18 protein-coding genes are annotated in these 20286 nt (G+C 66.1%); 8 read left to right on the top strand and 10 right to left on the bottom strand.

The window, feature by feature from the left end:
• Positions 1-89: 89 nt before the first annotated feature.
• Positions 90-899 (top strand): type I methionyl aminopeptidase, encoded by an 810-nt coding sequence (gene map / locus FBT96_RS01485; protein WP_169583116.1) that lies wholly within the window; start codon positions 90-92, stop codon positions 897-899.
• Between the two features lie 89 nt (positions 900-988).
• Here the strand turns inward: map and FBT96_RS01480 are convergent, their stop codons facing one another.
• The 8 genes from FBT96_RS01480 to FBT96_RS01445 form a co-directional block, all read right to left on the bottom strand.
• Positions 989-2209, bottom strand: a complete 1221-nt coding sequence (locus FBT96_RS01480) for a phenylacetate--CoA ligase family protein (RefSeq protein ID WP_136904628.1) — start codon at positions 2207-2209, stop codon at positions 989-991.
• 80 nt (positions 2210-2289) lie between these two features.
• The gene (locus FBT96_RS01475; RefSeq protein ID WP_136904627.1) at positions 2290-3111 is read right to left on the bottom strand and encodes an ABC transporter ATP-binding protein; all 822 of its coding nucleotides are present in this window, start codon (positions 3109-3111) and stop codon (positions 2290-2292) included.
• A 50-nt stretch (positions 3112-3161) separates the two neighbouring features.
• Positions 3162-4448: an ABC transporter substrate-binding protein gene (locus FBT96_RS01470; RefSeq protein ID WP_136904626.1), complete on the bottom strand. Its 1287-nt coding sequence runs from the start codon at positions 4446-4448 to the stop codon at positions 3162-3164.
• 64 nt (positions 4449-4512) lie between these two features.
• Entirely contained in the window at positions 4513-5589 is a 1077-nt protein-coding gene (locus tag FBT96_RS01465) for a branched-chain amino acid ABC transporter permease (RefSeq protein ID WP_136904625.1), read from the bottom strand.
• A gap of 49 nt (positions 5590-5638) precedes the next feature.
• On the bottom strand, positions 5639-5824 hold the full coding sequence (locus FBT96_RS01460; RefSeq protein ID WP_013069125.1) for a hypothetical protein: 186 nt from the start codon (positions 5822-5824) through the stop codon (positions 5639-5641).
• A 163-nt stretch (positions 5825-5987) separates the two neighbouring features.
• The gene (locus tag FBT96_RS01455; protein ID WP_136904624.1) at positions 5988-6974 is read right to left on the bottom strand and encodes a branched-chain amino acid ABC transporter permease; all 987 of its coding nucleotides are present in this window, start codon (positions 6972-6974) and stop codon (positions 5988-5990) included.
• On the bottom strand, positions 6967-7785 hold the full coding sequence (locus tag FBT96_RS01450) for an ABC transporter ATP-binding protein (RefSeq protein ID WP_136904623.1): 819 nt from the start codon (positions 7783-7785) through the stop codon (positions 6967-6969). The genes FBT96_RS01455 and FBT96_RS01450 overlap by 8 nt, the downstream gene beginning before the upstream one ends.
• Positions 7782-9944: an AMP-binding protein gene (locus FBT96_RS01445; protein ID WP_136904622.1), complete on the bottom strand. Its 2163-nt coding sequence runs from the start codon at positions 9942-9944 to the stop codon at positions 7782-7784. The genes FBT96_RS01450 and FBT96_RS01445 overlap by 4 nt, the downstream gene beginning before the upstream one ends.
• A gap of 185 nt (positions 9945-10129) precedes the next feature.
• Here FBT96_RS01445 and FBT96_RS01440 point away from each other — a divergent pair, with 185 nt between their 5' ends.
• From FBT96_RS01440 to rnhA, 5 genes are all read left to right on the top strand, one after another.
• The gene (locus FBT96_RS01440) at positions 10130-12034 is read left to right on the top strand and encodes a PAS-domain containing protein (RefSeq protein WP_136904621.1); all 1905 of its coding nucleotides are present in this window, start codon (positions 10130-10132) and stop codon (positions 12032-12034) included.
• On the top strand, positions 12031-12744 hold the full coding sequence (locus FBT96_RS01435) for a response regulator transcription factor (RefSeq protein ID WP_136904620.1): 714 nt from the start codon (positions 12031-12033) through the stop codon (positions 12742-12744). Before FBT96_RS01440 ends, FBT96_RS01435 begins: the two co-directional genes overlap by 4 nt.
• Before the next feature lie 62 nt (positions 12745-12806).
• On the top strand, positions 12807-13757 hold the full coding sequence (gene ispH / locus FBT96_RS01430) for a 4-hydroxy-3-methylbut-2-enyl diphosphate reductase (protein WP_136904839.1): 951 nt from the start codon (positions 12807-12809) through the stop codon (positions 13755-13757).
• A 6-nt stretch (positions 13758-13763) separates the two neighbouring features.
• Positions 13764-14366, top strand: a complete 603-nt coding sequence (locus tag FBT96_RS01425) for a LysE family translocator (protein WP_136904619.1) — start codon at positions 13764-13766, stop codon at positions 14364-14366.
• Positions 14366-14827: a ribonuclease HI gene (rnhA, locus tag FBT96_RS01420; protein WP_023919347.1), complete on the top strand. Its 462-nt coding sequence runs from the start codon at positions 14366-14368 to the stop codon at positions 14825-14827. Before FBT96_RS01425 ends, rnhA begins: the two co-directional genes overlap by 1 nt.
• Before the next feature lie 234 nt (positions 14828-15061).
• On the opposite strand, the gene FBT96_RS01415 is transcribed toward rnhA, so the two are convergent.
• Together FBT96_RS01415 and FBT96_RS01410 are read right to left on the bottom strand one after the other, a co-directional pair.
• Positions 15062-15778 carry an LrgB family protein gene (locus tag FBT96_RS01415; RefSeq protein ID WP_136904618.1) on the bottom strand — a complete coding sequence of 239 codons (717 nt, stop codon included), beginning with the start codon at positions 15776-15778 and terminating at the stop codon, positions 15062-15064.
• On the bottom strand, positions 15771-16127 hold the full coding sequence (locus tag FBT96_RS01410; RefSeq protein WP_136904617.1) for a CidA/LrgA family protein: 357 nt from the start codon (positions 16125-16127) through the stop codon (positions 15771-15773). Before FBT96_RS01410 ends, FBT96_RS01415 begins: the two co-directional genes overlap by 8 nt.
• A 186-nt stretch (positions 16128-16313) precedes the next feature.
• On the opposite strand from FBT96_RS01410, the gene smc reads away from it, so the two are divergent.
• Together smc and FBT96_RS01400 are read left to right on the top strand one after the other, a co-directional pair.
• Positions 16314-19772 (top strand): chromosome segregation protein SMC, encoded by a 3459-nt coding sequence (smc, locus tag FBT96_RS01405; protein ID WP_136904616.1) that lies wholly within the window; start codon positions 16314-16316, stop codon positions 19770-19772.
• A gap of 54 nt (positions 19773-19826) precedes the next feature.
• On the top strand, positions 19827-20285 hold the full coding sequence (locus tag FBT96_RS01400) for a YbjN domain-containing protein (protein WP_169583115.1): 459 nt from the start codon (positions 19827-19829) through the stop codon (positions 20283-20285).
• Position 20286 lies beyond the last annotated feature (1 nt).

Genomic DNA, 20286 nt, shown 5'->3' with positions numbered 1-20286 from the left:
ATAAGGGGCGCGGGCCTTGCGGAAAAGCCCGGGTCTGGCCAAGCCGCGGATTTGTGACTATCTAGGGGCCAGCGAACAGGAGAGTGCCCGTGAACGACGCAAGACCCCGCCTGACCAAGGATGGCATCCGCATTTACGACCGTGCCGATTTCGCGGGGATGCAGGCGGCCGGGAAGATCGCGTCGCAGATCCTGGACGAGGTCGCGCCGCTGGTGGTGCCGGGGGTGACGACCGGGGCGCTGGATGATTTCATCCGCAACCGGGTCACGGAACTCGGGGCGGTGTCGGCAACGATCGGCTATCGCGGTTACAAGCATGCGTCGTGCATCTCGGTGAACCATGTGGTGTGCCACGGCATCCCGGGGGCCAAGGTGCTGACCGATGGCGACATCCTGAACATCGACGTGACGGTGATCCTGGACGGCTGGTTCGGCGATACCTCGCGGATGTATGTGGCGGGCAATCTGACCCGCAAGGCGGAACGGCTGATTCAGGTCACCCATGACGCGCTGATGCTGGGGATCGAACAGGTGAAGCCGGGCAATACCTTTGGCGACATCGGTTACGCGATTCAGGCCTATGTCGAGGCGCAACGGATGAGCGTCGTGCGCGATTTCTGCGGTCACGGGCTGGGCCGGGTGTTCCACGCGCCGCCGAACGTGCTGCACTATGGCCGCAAGGGCGCGGGCGCGGTGCTGGAGGAAGGCATGCTCTTCACCATCGAGCCGATGGTGAACCTGGGCCGCCCGGAAACCAAGGTGCTGTCGGACGACTGGACCGCGGTCACCCGCGACAAGTCGCTGTCGGCGCAGTTCGAACATTCGGTGGGTGTCACCGCCGATGGCTGCGAGATCTTCACCCTCAGCCCGGCGAACCGGTTCCACCCGACCTGGGGCTGAACCTGCGCCTGTGACGGGCCGGGGAGGGGGCGCTGCCCCCGCTGCTGCGCAGCCCCCCGGGATATTTGCACCAAGGTGAAATCAGCGGGTCAGTCGTATTTGCGCAGATCCTCGATCACCTTGCCATCATTGGGCAGGCTGCCCGGGGCGACAAGCTCGATCGTGGCCTTGAGTTTCAGCGCCGCGACCACGCCCGCGGCGTAGTGCTCGGGGTCGCAGGCCTCGGTTTCGATCCGCACCGTCATCGCGTCCATCTCGCCTTCGCGGGTGGCGATGACGCGGGCGCGTTTCACCTCGGGATAGGCCGCGACGAAGGCCGCGACCTGTTCGGGGCGCACGAACATGCCCTTGATCTTCGTCGTCTGATCGGCGCGGCCCATCCAGCCCTTGATGCGCAGGTTGCTGCGCCCGCAAGGCGAGATCCCGGGCAGGACGGCGCTGAGATCGCCCGTCGCAAAGCGGATCAGCGGGTAATCGGGGTTGAGCGTGGTGACGACGACCTCGCCCACCTCGCCGTCGGGGACCGGATCGCCGGTGCCGGGGCGGACGATTTCGACGATCACGCCTTCATCGACGATCATCCCCTCCAGCGCCGGGCTTTCATAGGCGATGTTGCCCAGATCGGCGGTGGCGTAGCATTGCAGGCAGGCGATGCCGCGCTCGGCATATTCCTTGCGCAGGGAGGGGAACAGCGCCCCGCCGCCGACGACGGCGCGGCTGATCGTCAGCGGTTCGCCCATGTCGGCCGCCTTGTCGAGGATCACCTTGAGGAAATCGGGGGTGCCTGCGTAAACCGTCGTGCCGATATCGACGGCGGCGCGGACCTGCAGCTCGGTCTGGCCGGTGCCCGCGGGCAGGACGGCGGCGCCCACGGCCCGCGCGCCGGAGTCAAAGATCATCCCGGCGGGGGTCAGGTGATAGCCGAAACAGTTCTGCACGATGTCGCCCGGGCCGACGCCCGCCGCATGCAGGAAACGCCCCATCCGCCACCAGTCGGCCGAGGTTTCCCCGGGTTCATAGATCGGGCCGGGGCTTTGGAAGATATGCGCGAAGCCGCGCGCGGTGCGGGGCGTCATGCCGCCGAAAGGGGGGGATTTCTTCTGCGCGCTGCTCAGGTCGGATTTGCGCAGCACCGGCAGTTTTGCCAGCGCCGCGCGCGAGGTGATCGCCGCGGCCTCGACCTCGCCCAGATGCGCCGCAAGCCCCGGCGCCATCAGCGCGCGCGCCACCGCCTGCGGCAGATCCCGCCCCAGCGCGGCCGCGCGTTCGTCGGCGGAACGGGTTTCCAGAACGTCGTAATAGCGGCTCATCGCGGCGCCTTTCTGCGGCTTGTCCGAGGAATGCTGCAGTGCAGAATGCTGCGCAGCAAATGTTTCAAATCAGTGGCTTGTCAGGCCAGCCAGCGCTTGCGGCGGCGATAGGACCGCACGTCGCGGAAGCTTTTGCGGCCATCGTCCGACATGCCCAGATAGAACTCCTTCACATCCGGGTTTTCGCGCAATTGCGCCGCCGGGCCATCCATCACCACGCGGCCGCTTTCGAGGATATAGCCGTAATGGGCATAGCGCAGCGCGACGTTGGTGTTCTGCTCGGCCAGAAGGAAGGTCACGCCCTCGCCCTCGTTCACCGCCTTGACGATTTCAAAGATCTGCTCGACCAGCTGCGGCGCCAGACCCATCGAGGGTTCATCGAGCAGGATCGTTTCCGGCCGCGACATCAGCGCCCGGCCCATCGCCACCATCTGCTGCTCGCCGCCCGAGGTGTAGCCGGCCTGCGATTTGCGGCGTTCCTTCAGGCGCGGGAAATAGGCATAGACCATGTCCAGATCGCGCGCGATCGCCGCCCGGCCGTCCTTGCGGGTATAGGCGCCGGTGAGCAGGTTTTCCTCGACCGTCAGGTGTTCGAAGCAATGCCGCCCCTCCATCACCTGAATGACGCCCTTGCGCACCAAATCGGCGGGGGACATGTCCTGCACCCGCTCGCCGCGATAAAGGATCGAACCCTTCGTCACCTCGCCGCGTTCGGAGTGCAGCAGGTTCGAGATCGCCTTCAGCGTCGTCGTCTTGCCCGCGCCATTGCCGCCCAGAAGCGCGGTGATCCCGCCCTTGGGCACCGACAGGCTGACGCCCTTCAGCACAAGGATGACGTGGTTGTAGATCACCTCGATGTTGTTCACTTCAAGGAGCGTCTCGGTCTTGGCTGCATCGAACATGGTCATCCTCCGGGGCGAAATCCCCCGGCCCGAAGGCCGGGGGCAGGGGCTTACTTGCAGCGCTCGGCGATGCCGGACTCTTTGGCGAAAGCGGCCGAGTCTTCGGCGATCAGCGGATCGAGCACGTCGGCATCGGCCTCGATCCAGTCCGAAACGGCGGACCATTTCTTCGCGCCCGCATCCCATTGCAGGATCATCGCCGTGCCCGGGCCGCCGTGATCGGCACAGCTGGCGGCGATCGGCTGGGCAAAGCCCGGCAGGCCAAGATCGGTCAGACGCGCCTCGGTCAGGTTCAGGCTCTCGAAGCCGTCACGCACGTCCTCGGGCGTCACCGCCGCCTTGCCGGTCTTTTCCTGCGCGGTGCGGATCGCCTCGGAGATGATCATCGCCGCATACATCCCGCGCGAGTAAAGCACGGTGCCGAGCTGATCGCCCGCCCCCGCCGCCTTGCCCGCGTCGAAGACATATTTCTTCAGATCGGCATAGATCGGATAGTCGGCGCCGACGCCGTGGAAGCTGATCGACTTGTAGCCGTTCGCGCCATTGCCCGCCGGGCCGACGTCGTTTTCAGAGCCGGACCACCAGATCCCCATCATGTGATCCATCGGGAACTTGATGTTCACCGCCTCCTGGATCGCGACCTGGTTCATCACGCCCCAGCCATACATGATCACGTAATCGGGCTTGTCGCGGCGGATCTGCAGCCATTGCGATTTCTGCTCCTGCCCGGGCGGATCGACCGGCAGCAGCGACAGGGTGAAACCGTGCTTCTTCGCCAGTTCTTCCAGCGTGCGGATCGGCTCCTTGCCATAGGCCGAGTTGTGATAGACCAGCGTGATCTTTTTCCCGGTCAGATCGCCGCCGTTTTCCGCCAGCATGTATTTCACCGCGACGGAGGCGCCGTCCCAGTAGTTGGCCGGGTAGTTGAACACCCATTCGAACACCGCGCCATTCGCCGCGGAGGTGCGGCCATAGCCCGGGGTATACAGCACATGGTGATCCGCCGTGACCTTCGGGATCAGCTGATAGGTGATCCCGGTCGAGAGCGGGTTGTAGGCCAGAGCCGCCTGGCCCTTGGTGCTTTCATAGCACTCGACGCCCTTTTCGGTGTTGTAGGCGGTCTCGCATTCCGGCACGGCGACCTTTTCGCCGCCGATGCCGCCGTCACGTTCATTCAGAAGCGTGAAGTAATCGGCGAAGCCATCGGCATAGGGAATGCCGTTCGCGGCATAGGAGCCGGTGCGATAGCTCAGGTTCGGCACCGTCAGATCGGCCAGCGCGGGGACGGTCGTGGCCAGCATGGCCGCCGCCGCAAGGGCTGCAAAGCTCTTTTTCATACGTGTATCCTCCCAGTAACGTATTGATTGTTTTCAACCGGTTGCCCGGGTCTTTCCCGGCCCCTCAATGCGGGAAGGGCCAAAGTCTCAGTTTTTCCTTGGCGATGCGCCAGAGCTGCGCCAGCCCGTGCGGCTCGACGATCAGGAAGACCACGATCAGCGCGCCGACGATCATCAGCTCCAGATGTGCCGCGACATCGGTGGGCCAGCCGAAACCGCCGACCAGCACGTTTTTCAGGAACACCGGCAGCAGCACCAGAAACGCCGCCCCGGCAAAGGAGCCGAAGATCGAACCCAGCCCGCCGATGATCACCATGAACAGCACGAGGAACGATTTGTTGATCCCGAAGGCCTCGCCCACCTCGGCCGCGCCAAGGTAGACCGAGAACAGCAGCGCCCCGGCGATGCCGATGAAGAAGGACGAGGCGGCAAAGGCGGTGACCTTGGCGGAAAGCGGGTTGACCCCGATGATCTCGGCGGCGATGTCCATGTCGCGAATGGCCATCCATTTGCGCCCGACCGTGCCGCGCGTCAGGTTGCGTGCCATCAGCGCGACAAGTGTCAGGATGACGAGACAGAACAGGTATTTCGCCGCCGCCGTCGTCTGTGCCCCGGTGATGAAGATGCCGAACATGGTCCGGTCGGGCGCGGTGATCTGGCCGGACGCGGAATAGTTGTAAAACCACGGCACCTTGTTGAAGAGCCAGACCAGAAAGAACTGCGCGGCCAGCGTCGCGACGGCGAGGTAAAAGCCCTTGATCCGCAGGGACGGCAGGCCGAACAGCACGCCGACGCAGGCGGTGATGCCGCCCGCCAGGATGACATGCAGGAAGATCGGCACCTCGGGGAAGGCGGTCATCAGCTTGTAGACCGCATAGGCGCCGACGGCCATGAAACCGCCGGTGCCAAGGCTGACCTGCCCGGCATAGCCGACCAGGATATTCAGCCCGATCGCCGCGATCGCATAGATCAGGAACGGCACGAAGACCGCATTCGCCCAGTAATCGTCGATGAAGAAGGGCACCACGCCGTAAGCCACGGCCAGGGCCGCGAAATAGCCCATCCGGTCCAGACGGATCGGAAACGTCTGGCTGTCGGCGCGGTAGCTTGTCTTGAAATCGCCTGCTTCGCGGTAGAACATCAGAGCCTCCCCCCGGTGATGGCACGGGGAAGGCTGCTGTCCGCCCCCGTCAGATGTCGCGGCGCACGCGCATCCAGGACCAGAGGCCGGCCCCGGCCCCGAAGGCCGCAAGGATCATGTTGATGGTGCGGGTGGAGGCAGGCTCGTCCGGCGGTGCGGCCAGCGCGATCCAGCCGAAGGTCAGGGCAGAGGCCCAGCCGATGGTGAAGGCGACGGAACAGGCTTTTCTGGTCATCGATATGGGGCCTCCCGTCCCCGGGCGCCTCCTCAACCGCAAGGGGCGCGTGATGCAGTGCGTGTCCCCGGCAGGAATCATCCCAGCGCGCCGGATCGCTGACAGAATGTCGCACCTTGCCCCTCCATTCAACCCTAAACTGCGTCAAAGTGTCCATTTTAGTTTACACCCTCTCGATGATCCGCTCGCCGAACAGGCCCTGCGGCCGGAACACGAGGAAGATCAGCGCCAGCACATAGGCGAACCAGTTTTCGGTGGCGCCGCCGATCATCGGACCGATGAAGAACTCGAACAGCTTCTCGCCCATGCCGATGATCAGCCCGCCGACGATGGCGCCGGGGATCGAGGTGAAGCCGCCGAGCATCAGCACCGGCAGGGCTTTCAGCGCGATCAGCGAGAGCGAGAACTGCACCCCGGATTTCGAGCCCCACATGATCCCGGCGACCAGCGCCACGAAGCCCGCGATCGACCAGACGAGGATCCAGATGAAGCGCAGCGAGATGCCCACCGAAAGCGCCGCCTGATGGTCGTCGGCGACGGCGCGCAGGGCGCGGCCCTGTTTCGAATACTGGCTGAACACGGTCAGCGCCGCCACCAGCGCCACCGAGACGACGGCGGCGACGATGTCGAGATTGTCGATGAAGAAGCCATAGCCGAACCAGGCGCCGGTCAGGCTTTCCACCGTCTCGTTGATCCCCTGCGGCAGGCCGACATCGAGCGTCTTGATATCGGCGCCCCACATCACATCGCCAAAGCCTTCGAGGAAATAGGCGAGGCCAATCGTCGCCATGAACAGGATGATCGGCGCCTGATTGACCAGATGCTTGAGCACCAGTTTCTCGATCGCGATCGCCATGCCGACCATCACGCCGATGGTCAGAAGGATCGCCAGCACCGCGGGCACCTGCCAGCCGAAGCTTTCCAGATGGCCGCCGGTGACGGCGTTGATCAGATGCGCGAAGGGCACCTGGCCGTTCTGGATGCCGACCAGCGTCAGCGCCGCGAAGAGCGCCATCACCCCCTGGGCGTAGTTGAACACGCCCGAGGATTTGTAGATCAGGACGAAGCCCAGCGCGACAAGCGAATACATCACCCCGGCCATCAGCCCGTTCAGCGCGGCCTCCGAGGCATAGGTCAACTGGTCAAGCATGGGCCACCCCCAGATAGGCGTCGATGACGTCTTGGTTGTTGCGGACTTCCTCGGGCGGGCCGTCGCCGATCTTGCGGCCGTAATCCATCACCACCACCCGGTCGGACAGATCCATCACCACGCCCATGTCATGTTCGATCAAGACCGTCGTCGTGCCGAATTCGTCGTTCACATCGAGGATGAAGCGGCACATGTCCTCTTTTTCCTCGACGTTCATCCCGGCCATCGGCTCATCCAGAAGCAGGATCTTCGGCTCTGCCGCCAAGGCCCGTGCCAGTTCCACGCGCTTCTTCAATCCATAGGGCAGGCGCCCGACCGGAGTTTTCCGAATATTCTGGATTTCAAGGAAGTCGATGATCTTTTCGACTTTTTCGCGATGCTCGTCTTCCTCGGCGGCGGCCTTGCCCCACCACAGGGCCTGGCTGAACAGTCCCGCATGCATCAGCGTCAGCCGTCCGGTCATGATGTTGTCCAGAACCGACATGCCATCGAACAGCGCGATGTTCTGGAAGGTGCGGGCAATGCCCAATCGCGCCACCTGATAGGGTTTCATCGGGCCGCGCCTTTCGCCGCGGAACCAGACCTCGCCCTCGGTCGGCACATAAAACCCCGAGATCACGTTCAGCATCGAGCTTTTGCCCGCGCCGTTCGGGCCGATGATGGCGCGGATCTCGCCTTCGCGGATGTCGAAGCTGATGTCCTTGATCGCCACCACGCCGCCGAAGCGCAGGGTGATGTTGCGTAGCTCCATCAGCACCGGGCCGATCCGGCGGCCGTCGGGGGTGGTATAGCCTTCGCCCATGTCCTTCATTCCGCGGCCTCTTTCTGCAGATGCGCCTCGGGCGCGAGGGTGGCGTCCTCAAGGCGGAGCGTGGCCTTGATCGCCCCCTTGCGTCCGTCTTCGTAGGTCACTTCGGTTTCGGTGGTGATCGTGTCCCGCCCGTCATAGAGCGCGGCGATCAGATCGGCGTATTTCTCGGCGACGACATTGCGGCGGACCTTGCGGGTGCGGGTCATCTCGCCATCATCGGCATCCAGTTCCTTGTGCAGGATCAGGAAGCGGTGGATCTGGCAGCCCGAGAGCATCGGATCCTGCGCGACCGAGCGGTTCACCGCGTCGATGTGCTCGCGGATCATGCCGTAGACCTGCGGGTGACCGGCCAGTTCCTGATAGGAAGCATAGGCGATGTTGTTGCGTTCCGCCCAGTTGCCCACCGCGGTCAGGTCGATGTTGATGAAAGCGGTGCAGCGGTCGCGATCCTTGCCGAAGACCACGGCCTCCAGGATCGAGGGGTAGAATTTCAGCTTGTTTTCAACGTATTTCGGCGCGAAAAGCCGCCCGTCCGCCATTTTCCCCACGTCTTTCGCGCGGTCGATGATGCGCAGATGTCCGGTGCCCGGTTCAAAGAAACCGGCGTCGCCGGTGGCCACCCAGCCCTCGGCATCCTTGGTCGAAGCTGTGCTTTCGGGATTTCTGAAATATTCGACAAAGGTTCCGGGCGAGCGGTAGAAGACCTCGCCCGTCTCGCCGATCTTCACCTCGACGCCCGGGCTGGGCACGCCCACCGTATCCGCCCGCACCTGTCCGTCGGGCTGCTGGGTGATGAAGACCGAGGCCTCGGTCTGGCCGTAAAGCTGTTTCAGGTTGATGCCCATCGAGCGGTAGAACTCGAAGATCTCGGGGCCGATCGCCTCGCCCGCGGTATAGGCGACACGGACGCGGCTCAGGCCGAGCGTGTTCTTCAAGGGCGAAAAGATCGTCACCTCGCCGGTGCGATAGTCGAAGTAATCGCGCAGCGGCTGCGGATAAAGGTTCAGCAGCGGCCCGCGGGCGTGGAAATGCTTGCGGTGTTCCAGCGGGTGGCGCAGCCGCACCACCGCCAGCCGCAGCGCGTTTTCCACCATCGTCTCGACCGAAAAGCCGATCCCCATCGCATAGCGCCAGGCCCAGCGCCAGCGCCGCCGCAGCGTCGGTTTCGAGCGTTTCACCCGATACCGCGGCATCCCGTAGGTTTCCCCGGTGGTCTTGGCGAACTCCATGAAATGCTTGAACATCCCGTGCTTCAGATCGCCCGCGTCCTCCATCCGGATCATCACGTTCGTCAGCATGGTCTCAAAGATCCGCGGCGGCGCAAAGAAATAGGTCGGGCCGATCTCGCGCAGGTCGGTCATCATCGTCGCCGGGCTTTCGGGGCAGTTCACGCAGAAGCCCGCCACCATCGCCTGACCGATGGAAAAGATGAAATCGCCGACCCAGGCCATCGGCAGATAGGCCAGCACGTCCTCGTCGCAGCCCAGATGGTCAAAGGCGACCGAGGCGCGGGCGGTCTCGATGATGTTGCGGTTCGACAGCACCACGCCCTTCGGCTTGCCCGTCGTGCCCGAGGTGTACAGCATCACGCAGGTGCTGTCCGCGGTCAGCTCGGCGATGCGCTTGTCCAGCTCGCCTTCATAGCGGAAATGCCCGGCTTTCCCCTCGGCCACGATATCGGCCAGATGGTTCATCCGGGAATGGTCGTATTTCCGCATGCCGCGCTTGTCGGTATACATGACATGCTGGATGTGCTGGATGCGATCCTCGATCTCGACGACCTTGTCGACCTGTTCCTGATCGCCGCAGACCACGAAGCGGGCGCCGCAATGATCCAGCACATAGGCCATCTCCTCGGCCACGGCGTCCTGGTAAAGCGGCACCGGCACCGCGCCCACCATCTGCGCCGCCACCATCGCCCAGTAATGCGACGGACGGTTGCGGCCGATGATCGCCACGTGATCGCCCCGCTCGACACCAAGGCTGAGAAACCCCATCGCCATGGCGCGGATTTCCACCGCCGCCTCGGCCCAGGTCCAGACCTGCCAGATGCCGAATTCCTTTTCGCGATAGGCGGGGCGGGTGCCATACCTTTCGACGTTCAGCGCCAGAAGCGCCGGGATCGACTGCGCCGTCGCCCCCTGATCCTGATCTGCCATTCTTCCTCCCCTGCGCCGGCTTTCCGACGTCGGAAGCCGCGACTCTCTCCCTGCGCGGCGTCTGGTTGGAAACTTGCGGTTAATAGTTGCCGGACTTTTGCCCAAATCTTGCGAATCCTTTCCGGTTGAATCCGGTGCTTGCGAAGCGCGCAGAAGGTGCTAGCGATGGGGCGGGGAGAGCGTGGATGACCGAGGATGCACGGGCACGGCTGACGCAGGCGGGGCTGAACCTGATCGGGCAGGCGCTGTCGATCTTTGACAGCGATCTGCGGCTGGCGGTGTCGAACCGGCAGTATCAGCTGATGTTCGACCTGCCCGAACACCTGACCGAACCGGGCACCAGCTTCGCCAACACGATCCGCTGGCTGGCCGAGCGCGGCGATTACGGCGCCGTGGGCGACATCGACACCTGGGTGGCGACAAGGGTCGAGCAGGCGCGGACCTTCACCCCGCATTACATGGAGCGGCAGCGCGCCAATGGCCGGACCATCGCGGTCGAGGGCGCGCCGCTGGCCGAGGGCGGCTGGATCACCGTTTACACCGACATCACCGAGACGAAGCGGCAGGAGGCCCTGCTGCATGCCCGGTCCGAGGAATTGTCGGAACAGGTTCTGACCCATGCCGCGCAGCTGGCGGCGGCGAACCGGGAACTGGCGGCGACGAATGCCGCGCTGGAGGAGGCGCAGCGCGAATTGCGCCGCACCGCCGCGCGGATCCGGCAGGTCACCGAAATGATGCCCGCCCATATCGCGCATATGGGGGCGGATTTCGTCTATACGTTCTCGAACCGGCGCGTGACCTCGGTGATGCCCGGCTCGCTTGATGATCCGGTCGGCCATACCGCCGCCGAGGTGCTGGGCGAGGACACGTTCCGCCGCATCCTGCCCGGGTTCGAACGCGCCTTCGCGGGCGAGGCGAATGTGATCGAGATCACCCATGAACCCTCGGGGCGGCGGATCCGCATCGCGCTGACGCCGGATCGGGGGCCCGGCAACGGGGTGCAGGGGGTCTATATCCTGTCCACCGACGTGACCGCGGAAACCCAGGCCCGGGCGGCGCTGGCGCAGGCCAGCAAGCGCGAACTGGCGGCGCAGATCACCTCGGGGATGGCGCATGATTTCGCCAATCTGCTGACGATCATCCTTGGCCTGCAGGGGCGGATGATGCGGGTCGACGGCCTGCCGCCCGAGGGCCGCGATGCGGTGCGGGCGACGCTGTCGGCGGCGCGGCGGGGGGGCACGCTGCTCGACCGGATCGCGGCGATTTCCGGCAAGCGCGAGTTGCGGCCGCAGGCGGTGAACCTGCCCGCGCTGATCGCCGATCTGGTGACGATGGCGGCGCCGACGCTGGGCGCCGCGGTGCTGGTCGATCTTGATATCGACGGTCTGCAGGCGCCGATCGTGCTGGATCCCGGGCCGTTGCAGGACAGCCTGCTCAACCTGCTTTTGAATGCCCGCGACGCGATGGGGCCGCGCGGCGGGGCGATCCGCATTGCCGCGCATCCGGTGCAGGACACCTGGGTCGAGATCCATGTCTCCGACACCGGCCCGGGGTTTTCGACCGAGGCCCTGGCCCATGCGCTTGATCCGTTCTTCACGACGAAGGGCGGGCAGGGCTCGGGCCTTGGGCTGTCGATGGTCTATGACCAGACGAAGCTGGCGGGCGGCACGGTGCGGATCGAGAATTGCGAACCGGGGGCCTGCGTGACCCTGCGCCTGCCGCTGCGTCTGGCGGAAACCGATGCGACGCCGATGCTGGTCCTTCTGGTCGAGGATGACCCGGACATCCGGCTTTCGGTGCGCGAGATGCTGCGCGGCCTCGGTCATTCGGTGCTGGAGGCGGGTTCGGTCGAGGAGGCCGAGGCGCTCTCCACCCTGCCGGAAATCGGCCTGATCCTGTCCGACATCCAGCTGGCGGGCGAGGGCACCGGGGTCGACCTTGCACATCATCTGTCGGGCCGGGTGCCGATGCTGCTGATGACCTCGCTGCCGCCGGGCAGTCGGCTGCGCGCCGCCGCGCCCTGTCCGGTGTTGCAAAAACCCTTCGTCGCGGCGGAACTGGCCGCGCTGATCGCCGGAGTGCGCCGATGACCGTTTCGCAAGCCCCGCTTGTCGCCGTTCTGGACGACGAACCCGAAATCCGCCGCATGCTGGTCGATGCGCTGGAGGAGGCCGGGTTTCGCACGAACGCCTATGCCCGCGCCACGGAATTCGAGGCCGGGCTGAAGCGCAGCCAGCCTGATGTCTGTCTGGTCGATCTGGGCCTGCCCGATCGCGACGGTCTGGCGCTGGTGCATCGGCTGGCGCTCGAATCGGGGGCGGCGATCATCATCATTTCGGGCCGCGCACAGGTGCAGGACCGGGTGACGGGGCTGGAACTGGGCGCCGATGATTACATCATCAAGCCCTTCGATCCGGCCGAGGTGGTGGCGCGCATCCGCGCCCGTCTGCGCCGTCCGCGCTCCGAGGCCGCCCCGGCGGCGCAGGTGGCGGTCTTTGCGGGCTGGAAGGCCGCCTTCGACCGCTACGTGCTGATCGACGACACCGGCGCCGAGACGCCGTTTTCCCATGCCGAGGGAGAGGTGCTGCGGCTTTTCCTCGAAAGCCCGAACCGGCTGATTTCGCGGGCGCAAATGCAGGAAAGCCTGGGCGGCGCGGCGGGGGAAAGTTTCGACCGGGCGATGGATGTGCGGATCTCGCGGCTGCGCACGAAGCTGGGCGAGGACCCGAAGAACCCCCGCCTGATCAAGACGATCTATGGCGCGGGCTACATCTTTCTGGGCGAGGTGCGCTGGGCGTAAACGGGTCGCACTTTACGGCGGGGCTGCGCGGCATTACCTCTGGACCCGTGAATACGGAGCGCATCATGAAACCTGCCCTTACCCTTTACCTTGCCGCCCCCCGTGGCTTTTGCGCGGGCGTCGACCGGGCCGTGAAGATCGTCGAGATGTCGCTCGAGAAATGGGGGGCGCCGGTCTATGTGCGCCACGAGATCGTGCACAACAAATTCGTGGTCAATACGCTCGCGGCCAAGGGCGCGGTTTTTGTCGAGGAGCTGGACGAATGCCCGGTCGATCGGCCGGTGATCTTTTCGGCGCATGGCGTGCCGAAGACGGTCCCCGCCGAGGCCGAGCGGCGCAACATGATCTATGTCGATGCGACCTGTCCGCTGGTCTCCAAGGTGCATCTGGAGGCCGAACGCCACGCCGAGGACGGTCTGCAGATCGTGATGATCGGCCACCGCGGCCACCCCGAGGTGATCGGCACGATGGGGCAATTGCCCGAGGGCGAGGTGCTGCTGATCGAGACCGCCGCCGATGTGGCCAGGCTTGAGGTCCGCGACCCGGAAAAACTCGCCTGGATCACCCAGACGACGCTTTCGGTCGATGACACGGCCGAGGTGGTGGCGGCGCTGCAGGCGCGGTTCCCCGCGCTCGTCGGTCCGGGCAAGGATGACATCTGCTACGCCACCACGAATCGTCAGGCGGCGGTGAAGGTTCTGGCCGAAAAGATCGAAGCGCTGCTGGTCATCGGCGCGCCGAATTCGTCGAACTCCAAGCGTCTGGTGGAAGTCGGTCGCAACGCCGGTTGCGCGGTGTCGCATCTGGTGGAACGCGCCTCGGAAATCCAATGGCAGGCGCTGGAAGGGCTGACGAAAGTGGGCCTGACCGCCGGGGCCTCGGCCCCCGAAGTGCTGGTCGACGAGGTGATCGCGGCCTTCCGGGAACGCTATGATCTGACAGTGGAGCTTGTCGAGACCGCGAAAGAGCGGATAGAGTTCAAGACGCCGCGGATCTTCCGCCACGACAATTGAGGTACCATGTCCCCCGAGTTCCTGTTCACGGCTTTCATCGTCTGTCTGGTTCCGGGAATCGGGGTCGTCTACACCTTGTCGTCGACGCTGGGGCAGGGGTTCCGCGCGGGGGTCTGGGCCTCGCTTGGCTGCACCATCGCGACGCTGGTGCATCTGGCCGTCGCGCTGGGCGGTCTGGCGGCGGTTCTGCACACCTCGGCGCTGCTGTTTCAGACGATCAAATATGCGGGCGTGGCCTATCTGCTTTACATGGCTTGGGGCACGCTGAGGGGCACGGGCGGGCTTGCGCTTGAGGCTGCCGCGCCGCAGTCGGTGGCGCAGCTGGTGTGGCGCGGGATCGTCTTGAACCTGCTCAATCCGAAGCTGCCCTTGTTCTTCGTGGCCTTCCTGCCGCAGTTCATGGCGGTGAATGACGGACCTTACGTGATGGCGGAACTGGGCGTGGTCTTTGCCGTTCTCACCTTCCTGACCTTCATCGGCTATACCGCGCTGGCGGCGTCCGGTCGTCAGGCCATTCTGAGCCGTCCCGCGGTGATGGCCTGGATGCGCCGGGCCTTCGCGGCCTCCTTTGCCGCGCTGGGCGTCCGGCTGGCCTTCGAGCGCGCCTGATGTCGGATCTTTACGCATGGACGGACGGGGCCTGCAGCGGCAACCCGGGGCCCGGGGGCTGGGGCGTGCTCATGCGCGCGATGGCGGATGGCAAGATCCTGAAGCAAAAGGAGCTTTCCGGCGGCGAGGCGGATACGACCAACAACCGCATGGAGCTGATGGCGGCGATTTCCGCGCTGGAGGCCCTGACCCGGCCCACCGCGCTGACGATCACCACCGACTCGGCCTATGTGAAGAACGGCATCGAAAGCTGGATGCACGGATGGAAGCGCAACGGCTGGAAGACCGCCGACAAGAAGCCGGTGAAGAACGTCGATCTGTGGCAGCGGCTGGATGCGGCGCAGGCGCGGCACAAGGTGGTCTGGAAATGGATCAAGGGCCATGCCGGGCATGCGGAAAACGAACGCGCCGATGAGCTGGCCCGGGCGGGCATGGCGCCTTACAAACCCGCAAAGGGCTGAGGCCCGATCCTGACCGAGGCCATCGCCGAGGTCACGCGCGACAGTGGCCCCGTGACCGCCGAGGGCCCAAAGGCCCTCGGCCTGCGCCCGCCCCGCGCCACTGGCGGGCGCATTCGCGCCGCCGGGGCGGAGCGCAGGCCTCTGTCAGGCTTGCGGAAACGGTCTCGCGACAGGCGCTGCGCAGCGGGCGGGGAAACGCGGATCGCGTTTCCTGGTCCGCCCGACGGCATCAGGTCACAGAAACCACGGCAGCACCAGGGGCGCCAGAAACGCCGTCAGCACCGCATTCAGCCCCATCCCGATCGAGGCGAAAGCCCCCGCCGTGTCATGCACCTGAAAGGCCCGCGCCGTGCCGATCCCATGCGCCGCGACGCCGGTCGCAAAACCGCGCGCGCGCCAGTCGGTCAGCCCCAGCCCGTTCAGCATCGGCGTCACGAAAATCGCCCCGATCATCCCGGTCAGCAGCACCAGAACCGCGGTCAGCGTCGGCTGCCCGCCGAGCGCCTCGGAAATCCCGATCGCCACCGGCGCCGTCGCCGATTTCGGCGCCAGCGTCGCCAGCAGACCGGCCTCGGCGCCGAACATCTTCGCAATCGCCAAAGCCGAGACGATCGCGGTGAACGACCCCGCCAGCAGCGCCGCGGCAATCGGGATCAAGGCCTTGCGGATCGCCTTCAGATTCGCCTGCAGCGGCACCGCAAGGCAGACCGTGGCCGGACCCAGCATGAAATGGACGAATTGCGCCCCCTCGAAATAATCCCGGTAGGGCGTGCCGGTGATCCCCAGCAGCACGGCCAGAAAAATCACCGCCAGCATCACCGGATTGGCGGCCGGATTGCGCCGCGCCAGCCGATACAGACTGTCGCCCGCCCAATAGGCAAAGAGCGTCGCCGTCAGCCACAGAAGCGGCTGCGAGGCGAGATAGGACCAGATCAGCACCGCGTCATTCATCGGGGGTGCTCCCCACCAGCTTCGCGACAAGGGTAAAGGTCACCGCGCCGACGACGATGGCGAGCAGTGTCGAGGCCACCAGCGCCACCGCCAGCGCCGGACCATGTGCGGCAAGGGTGGGCAGATGCGCCACCACCCCGACACCGGCAGGCACGAAGAGCAGGGACAGATGGCCAAGCAACCCCTGCGCCACGGGGCGGATCATCGCGCGCAGCCGCGCGCTGGCCGCAAGCGCCGCCACCATGGCCAGCATCCCCAGAACCGGCCCCGGAAGCGGCAGATGCCCCGCGCGCGAAAGCACCTCGCCCGCCAATTGGAACGCCAGAATGATCGCCAGAGCCGGAACCATGCGATGTTTCCTTGATATTGGTCAGAATTTAGAACCAGTTTAAGCTGCTCGCCCGGCCGTGCAAGCGAAAAGCCTCCGTTCCTGTGGATAAGCCGCAGACCTCGCCCGAAGGTGAGGGGGGTGACGTTGACTTGGCCGGTGCCAAAACCGAAACTGGCGGACCCTCGATCTGGAATCGGTGCCCCCTTGCGTTTTACCCGCCTGCGACTGAACGGCTTCAAGAGCTTTGTCGACCCGACCGACCTTGTGATCCACGACGGCCTGACCGGCGTCGTGGGCCCGAACGGCTGCGGCAAGTCGAACCTGCTCGAAGCCCTGCGCTGGGTGATGGGCGAGACCCGCGCCAGCGCGATGCGCGGCGGCGGGATGGAAGACGTGATCTTTGCGGGCGCCGCCACCCGCGGCGCGCGGCATTTCGCCGAGGTCTCGCTGTCCATCGACAACAGCGAACGGCTGGCGCCCTCGGGCTTCAACGACGCCGACGTGCTGGAAATCGTGCGCCGGATCACCCGCGACGCCGGATCCGCCTACAAGGTCAACACGCGCGACGTGCGCGCCCGCGACGTGCAGATGCTGTTTGCCGATGCCTCGACCGGGGCGCACAGCCCGGCGCTGGTGCGGCAGGGGCAGATTTCGGAACTGATCAACGCCAAGCCGAAGGCGCGGCGGCGGATCCTTGAGGAAGCCGCCGGGATCTCGGGGCTTTATCAGCGGCGGCACGAGGCGGAGCTGAAACTCTCGGGCGCCGAACAGAACCTGGCCCGGGTCGATGACGTGCTGGAGCAACTGGGCACGCAGCTCGCTTCGCTGTCGCGGCAGGTGCGGCAGGCGGTGCGCTATCGCGAGATCGGCAATGACCTGCGCCGGGCCGAGGGGATGCTTTTGTATCGCCGCTGGCGCGAGGCCGATCTGGCCCGGGCCGAGGCGGAAAACGCGCTGCGCTCGGCGATGATGGGGGCGGCGCAGGCGGAACTCGCCTCGCGCGCGGCGGCGAAGGCGCGGGCGGCGCAGGAAGACGCCCTGCCGCCCTTGCGCGAGGAAGAATCGATTGCCGGGGCGATCCTGCAACGGCTGGTGCTGCAACGTGATGCGCTTTCGGATTCCGAGGCGCAGGCGGCGGCGCGGATCGACAGTCTGAAATCGCGCATCGCGCAGCTTGACCGCGACATGGAGCGCGAGGCCGGGCTGAACCGCGATGCGGGCGAGACGATTGCCCGGCTCGACTGGGAAATGGGCCAGTTGCTGAAAGCGACCGAGGGGCAGGAGGACAAGCTGGAAGCGGCTTCCGAGGCCTCGGCCGAGGCGGCGGCGGTTCTGGCCGAGCGCGAGGCGCTTTTGAGCGAGGGCACCGAGGATGTGGCGCGGCTGGCGGCGCGGCATGGCTCGGTGACGCGGCTGGTGTCGGACAACCGCGCGACGGTGGCCAAGGCCGAGGCCGAGGCGGATCGCGCGCAGGCGGCGGCCGAAACGGCGGCCGAGGCGCTGGAGCGGGCCGAGGAGGCGTTCGAAACCGCGCAGACCGCGCAGGAAGAGGCGCAGGATCAGGCCGAAGCCGCCGAGGAAGCGCTGATCGCGGCGGATGAAGCCCGCGGCGTGGTGCAGGCCCGCGAAAGCACCGCCCGGGCGGCGCGGTCGGAAGCCGAGGGCGAGGCGGGTGCGCTGCGGGCCGAGGTGGCGGCCTTGGCGCGGCTTGTGGAACGCGAAGCGGCGAGCGGGCATCAGCTGCTGGATCGCGTGCGGGTGAAAAGCGGCTTTGAGGCGGCCTTGGGCGCGGCCTTGGCCGATGATCTGCGCGCGCCGGAGGTGGCGGCGGTGGCGCGGTCCGGCTGGGGCGTGTTGCCCGATTACGAGGCGGTGCAGCCGCTGCCCGCGGGTGTCGAGCCGCTTTCGGATCATGTCGAGGTGCCCGCCGTGCTGCGCCGTCGCATCGCGCAGATCGGGCTTGTCGCCGATGCGATCGAGGGCGCGCGGCGGCAACCGGCGCTGTTGCCCGGGCAGCGGCTGGTGTCGCTTGCGGGCGATCTGTGGCGCTGGGACGGGTTCCGCGCCGGGGCCGAGGATGCGCCGACGGCGGCGGCGCTGCGGCTGCGCCAGCTCAACCGCCTGGTGGAACTGAAGCGCGATCTTGAAGAGGTCGCGGCCCGGGCCGATGGTGCGCGGCAGGCGCATGAGGCACTGAGCCGGACGCTTGCCGAGGCCAGCGCCGCCGATGCCCGCGCCCGCGATGCCCGCCGCGCGGCGGATACGCGGCTGGCCGAGGCCGGGCGGGCGCTGTCGCGCGCCGAAGCGGATCGGTCGATTTCCGCGGGCAAGCTGGAAGCGGCGCGGATGGCGGTGAAGCGCCATGGCGACGAGGCCGGATCGGCGCGGCTGGCGCTGGCCGAGGCCGAGGCGCAGCTGGCGGCGCTGCCCGATCTGGACGCCGCGCGTGGCGAGATTGAGGCGATCAAGCTGACGGTGGAAGCCGCGCGGGTGACGATGCTCACCCGCCGCGCCGCGCATGACGAAATCCGCCGCGAGGGCGAGGCCCGGCTGCGGCGGCGGCAGGAGATCACCAAGGAAATCTCGGGCTGGCGGCACCGGCTGGAGACGGCCGAGAAGCGATCGGCCGAACTGGCCTCGCGGCGCGAGGAGGCGGTGGGCGAGCTGGAAGATGCCGCCGCCGCGCCCGAGGAGCTGGCGGCGAAGCGCGACGAATTGAATGCCGCGATCGAAACCGCCGAGGACCGCCGCGCCAGGGCCTCGGATCGTCTGGCCGAGGCCGAGGACGCCCTGCGGCAGGCGCAGATGGCCGAGCGCGATGCCGAACGTGCCGCCGGCGAGGCGCGCGAGGGCAAGGCCCGGGCCGAGGCGCGGCTTGATGCCGCCCGCGAAACCCAGGCCCATGCCGCGGAACGCATCGCGGAGGCGACCGATTTGACGCCGCAGGCCCTGTTCGACACGCTCGACGCCGACCCGGACAAGATGCCCCCTGCCGAAGCGCTGGAAATCGAGGTCGCGCGGCTCAAGCGCGCCCGCGAGGCCTTGGGCGCGGTGAACCTGCGCGCCGAGGAGGACCTGCGCGAGGTGCAGGGCGAACATGACGGGCTGGCCAAGGAAAAGACCGATCTGGAGGAGGCGATCCGCAAGCTGCGTTCGGGCATCGCCGGGCTGAACCGCGAGGGGCGCGAGCGGTTGCTGACCGCCTTCGAACAGGTCAACGAAAGCTTCCGCACGCTGTTCACGCACCTTTTCGGCGGTGGCTCGGCCAGCCTGCAGCTGGTCGAAAGCGATGATCCGCTGGAGGCTGGCCTTGAGATCATGTGCCAGCCGCCGGGCAAGAAGCTCTCGACGCTCAGCCTGCTGTCGGGGGGCGAACAGACCCTGACCGCGATGGCGCTGATCTTTGCCGTCTTCCTTGCCAATCCGGCGCCGATCTGCGTGCTCGACGAAGTCGACGCGCCCTTGGATGATGCGAACGTCACCCGGTTCTGCGATCTTCTGGATGAAATGACGCGCCGCACCGACACCCGCTTCCTGATCATCACCCACCATGCGGTGACGATGAGCCGGATGGACCGGCTGTTCGGCGTAACGATGCAGGAACAGGGCGTCAGCCAGCTGGTGTCCGTCGATCTGAAGAAGGCCGAGCAGCTGGTAGCCTGACGGGGCTTGATGCGGGACGGACAATCGGACAATCCTTGTCGAAAGGAGGCCCCGATGATCCGTCCGCTTCTTCCCGCTTTCGTTGCCCTTTGGGCCGCGCTGCCCGCGCAGGCGCAGGTCATGGCCGACCCGGATGTGGTGGCCGCCTTCCTGCAGGATTATGGTCTGAAACCGCAGCCGGGCATCGATGATCAGGGCGATCCGATGCTGTCCAGCTCGGTTGATGACACGAAATTCGACGTCTATTTCTATGGCTGCACCAAGGCGCAGGACTGTTCCTCGGTCGCGTTCTCGGCGGCGTTCCTGACCCCGGAACCGCTGAAATATGCCACTTTGAACAGCTGGAACCAGAAGGCCCGCTTTGGTCGCGCCTATCTGGATGGCGAGGGCAATGCGGTGATCGAATATGATGTCAACCTCGACAAGGATGGGGTGGGGGGCAAGAATTTCACCGACACCATCGACATCTGGCGCAGCTTGCTGGATGACTTCCGCAAACACATCAACTGGTAAG

This window comes from Rhodobacter capsulatus (genome assembly GCF_005144475.1).
GTDB classification, from domain to species: domain Bacteria; phylum Pseudomonadota; class Alphaproteobacteria; order Rhodobacterales; family Rhodobacteraceae; genus Rhodobacter; species Rhodobacter capsulatus_C.
The sequence above is the reverse complement of the archived record's forward strand: the minus strand, read 5'-3'. Positions and strand labels throughout refer to the sequence as shown.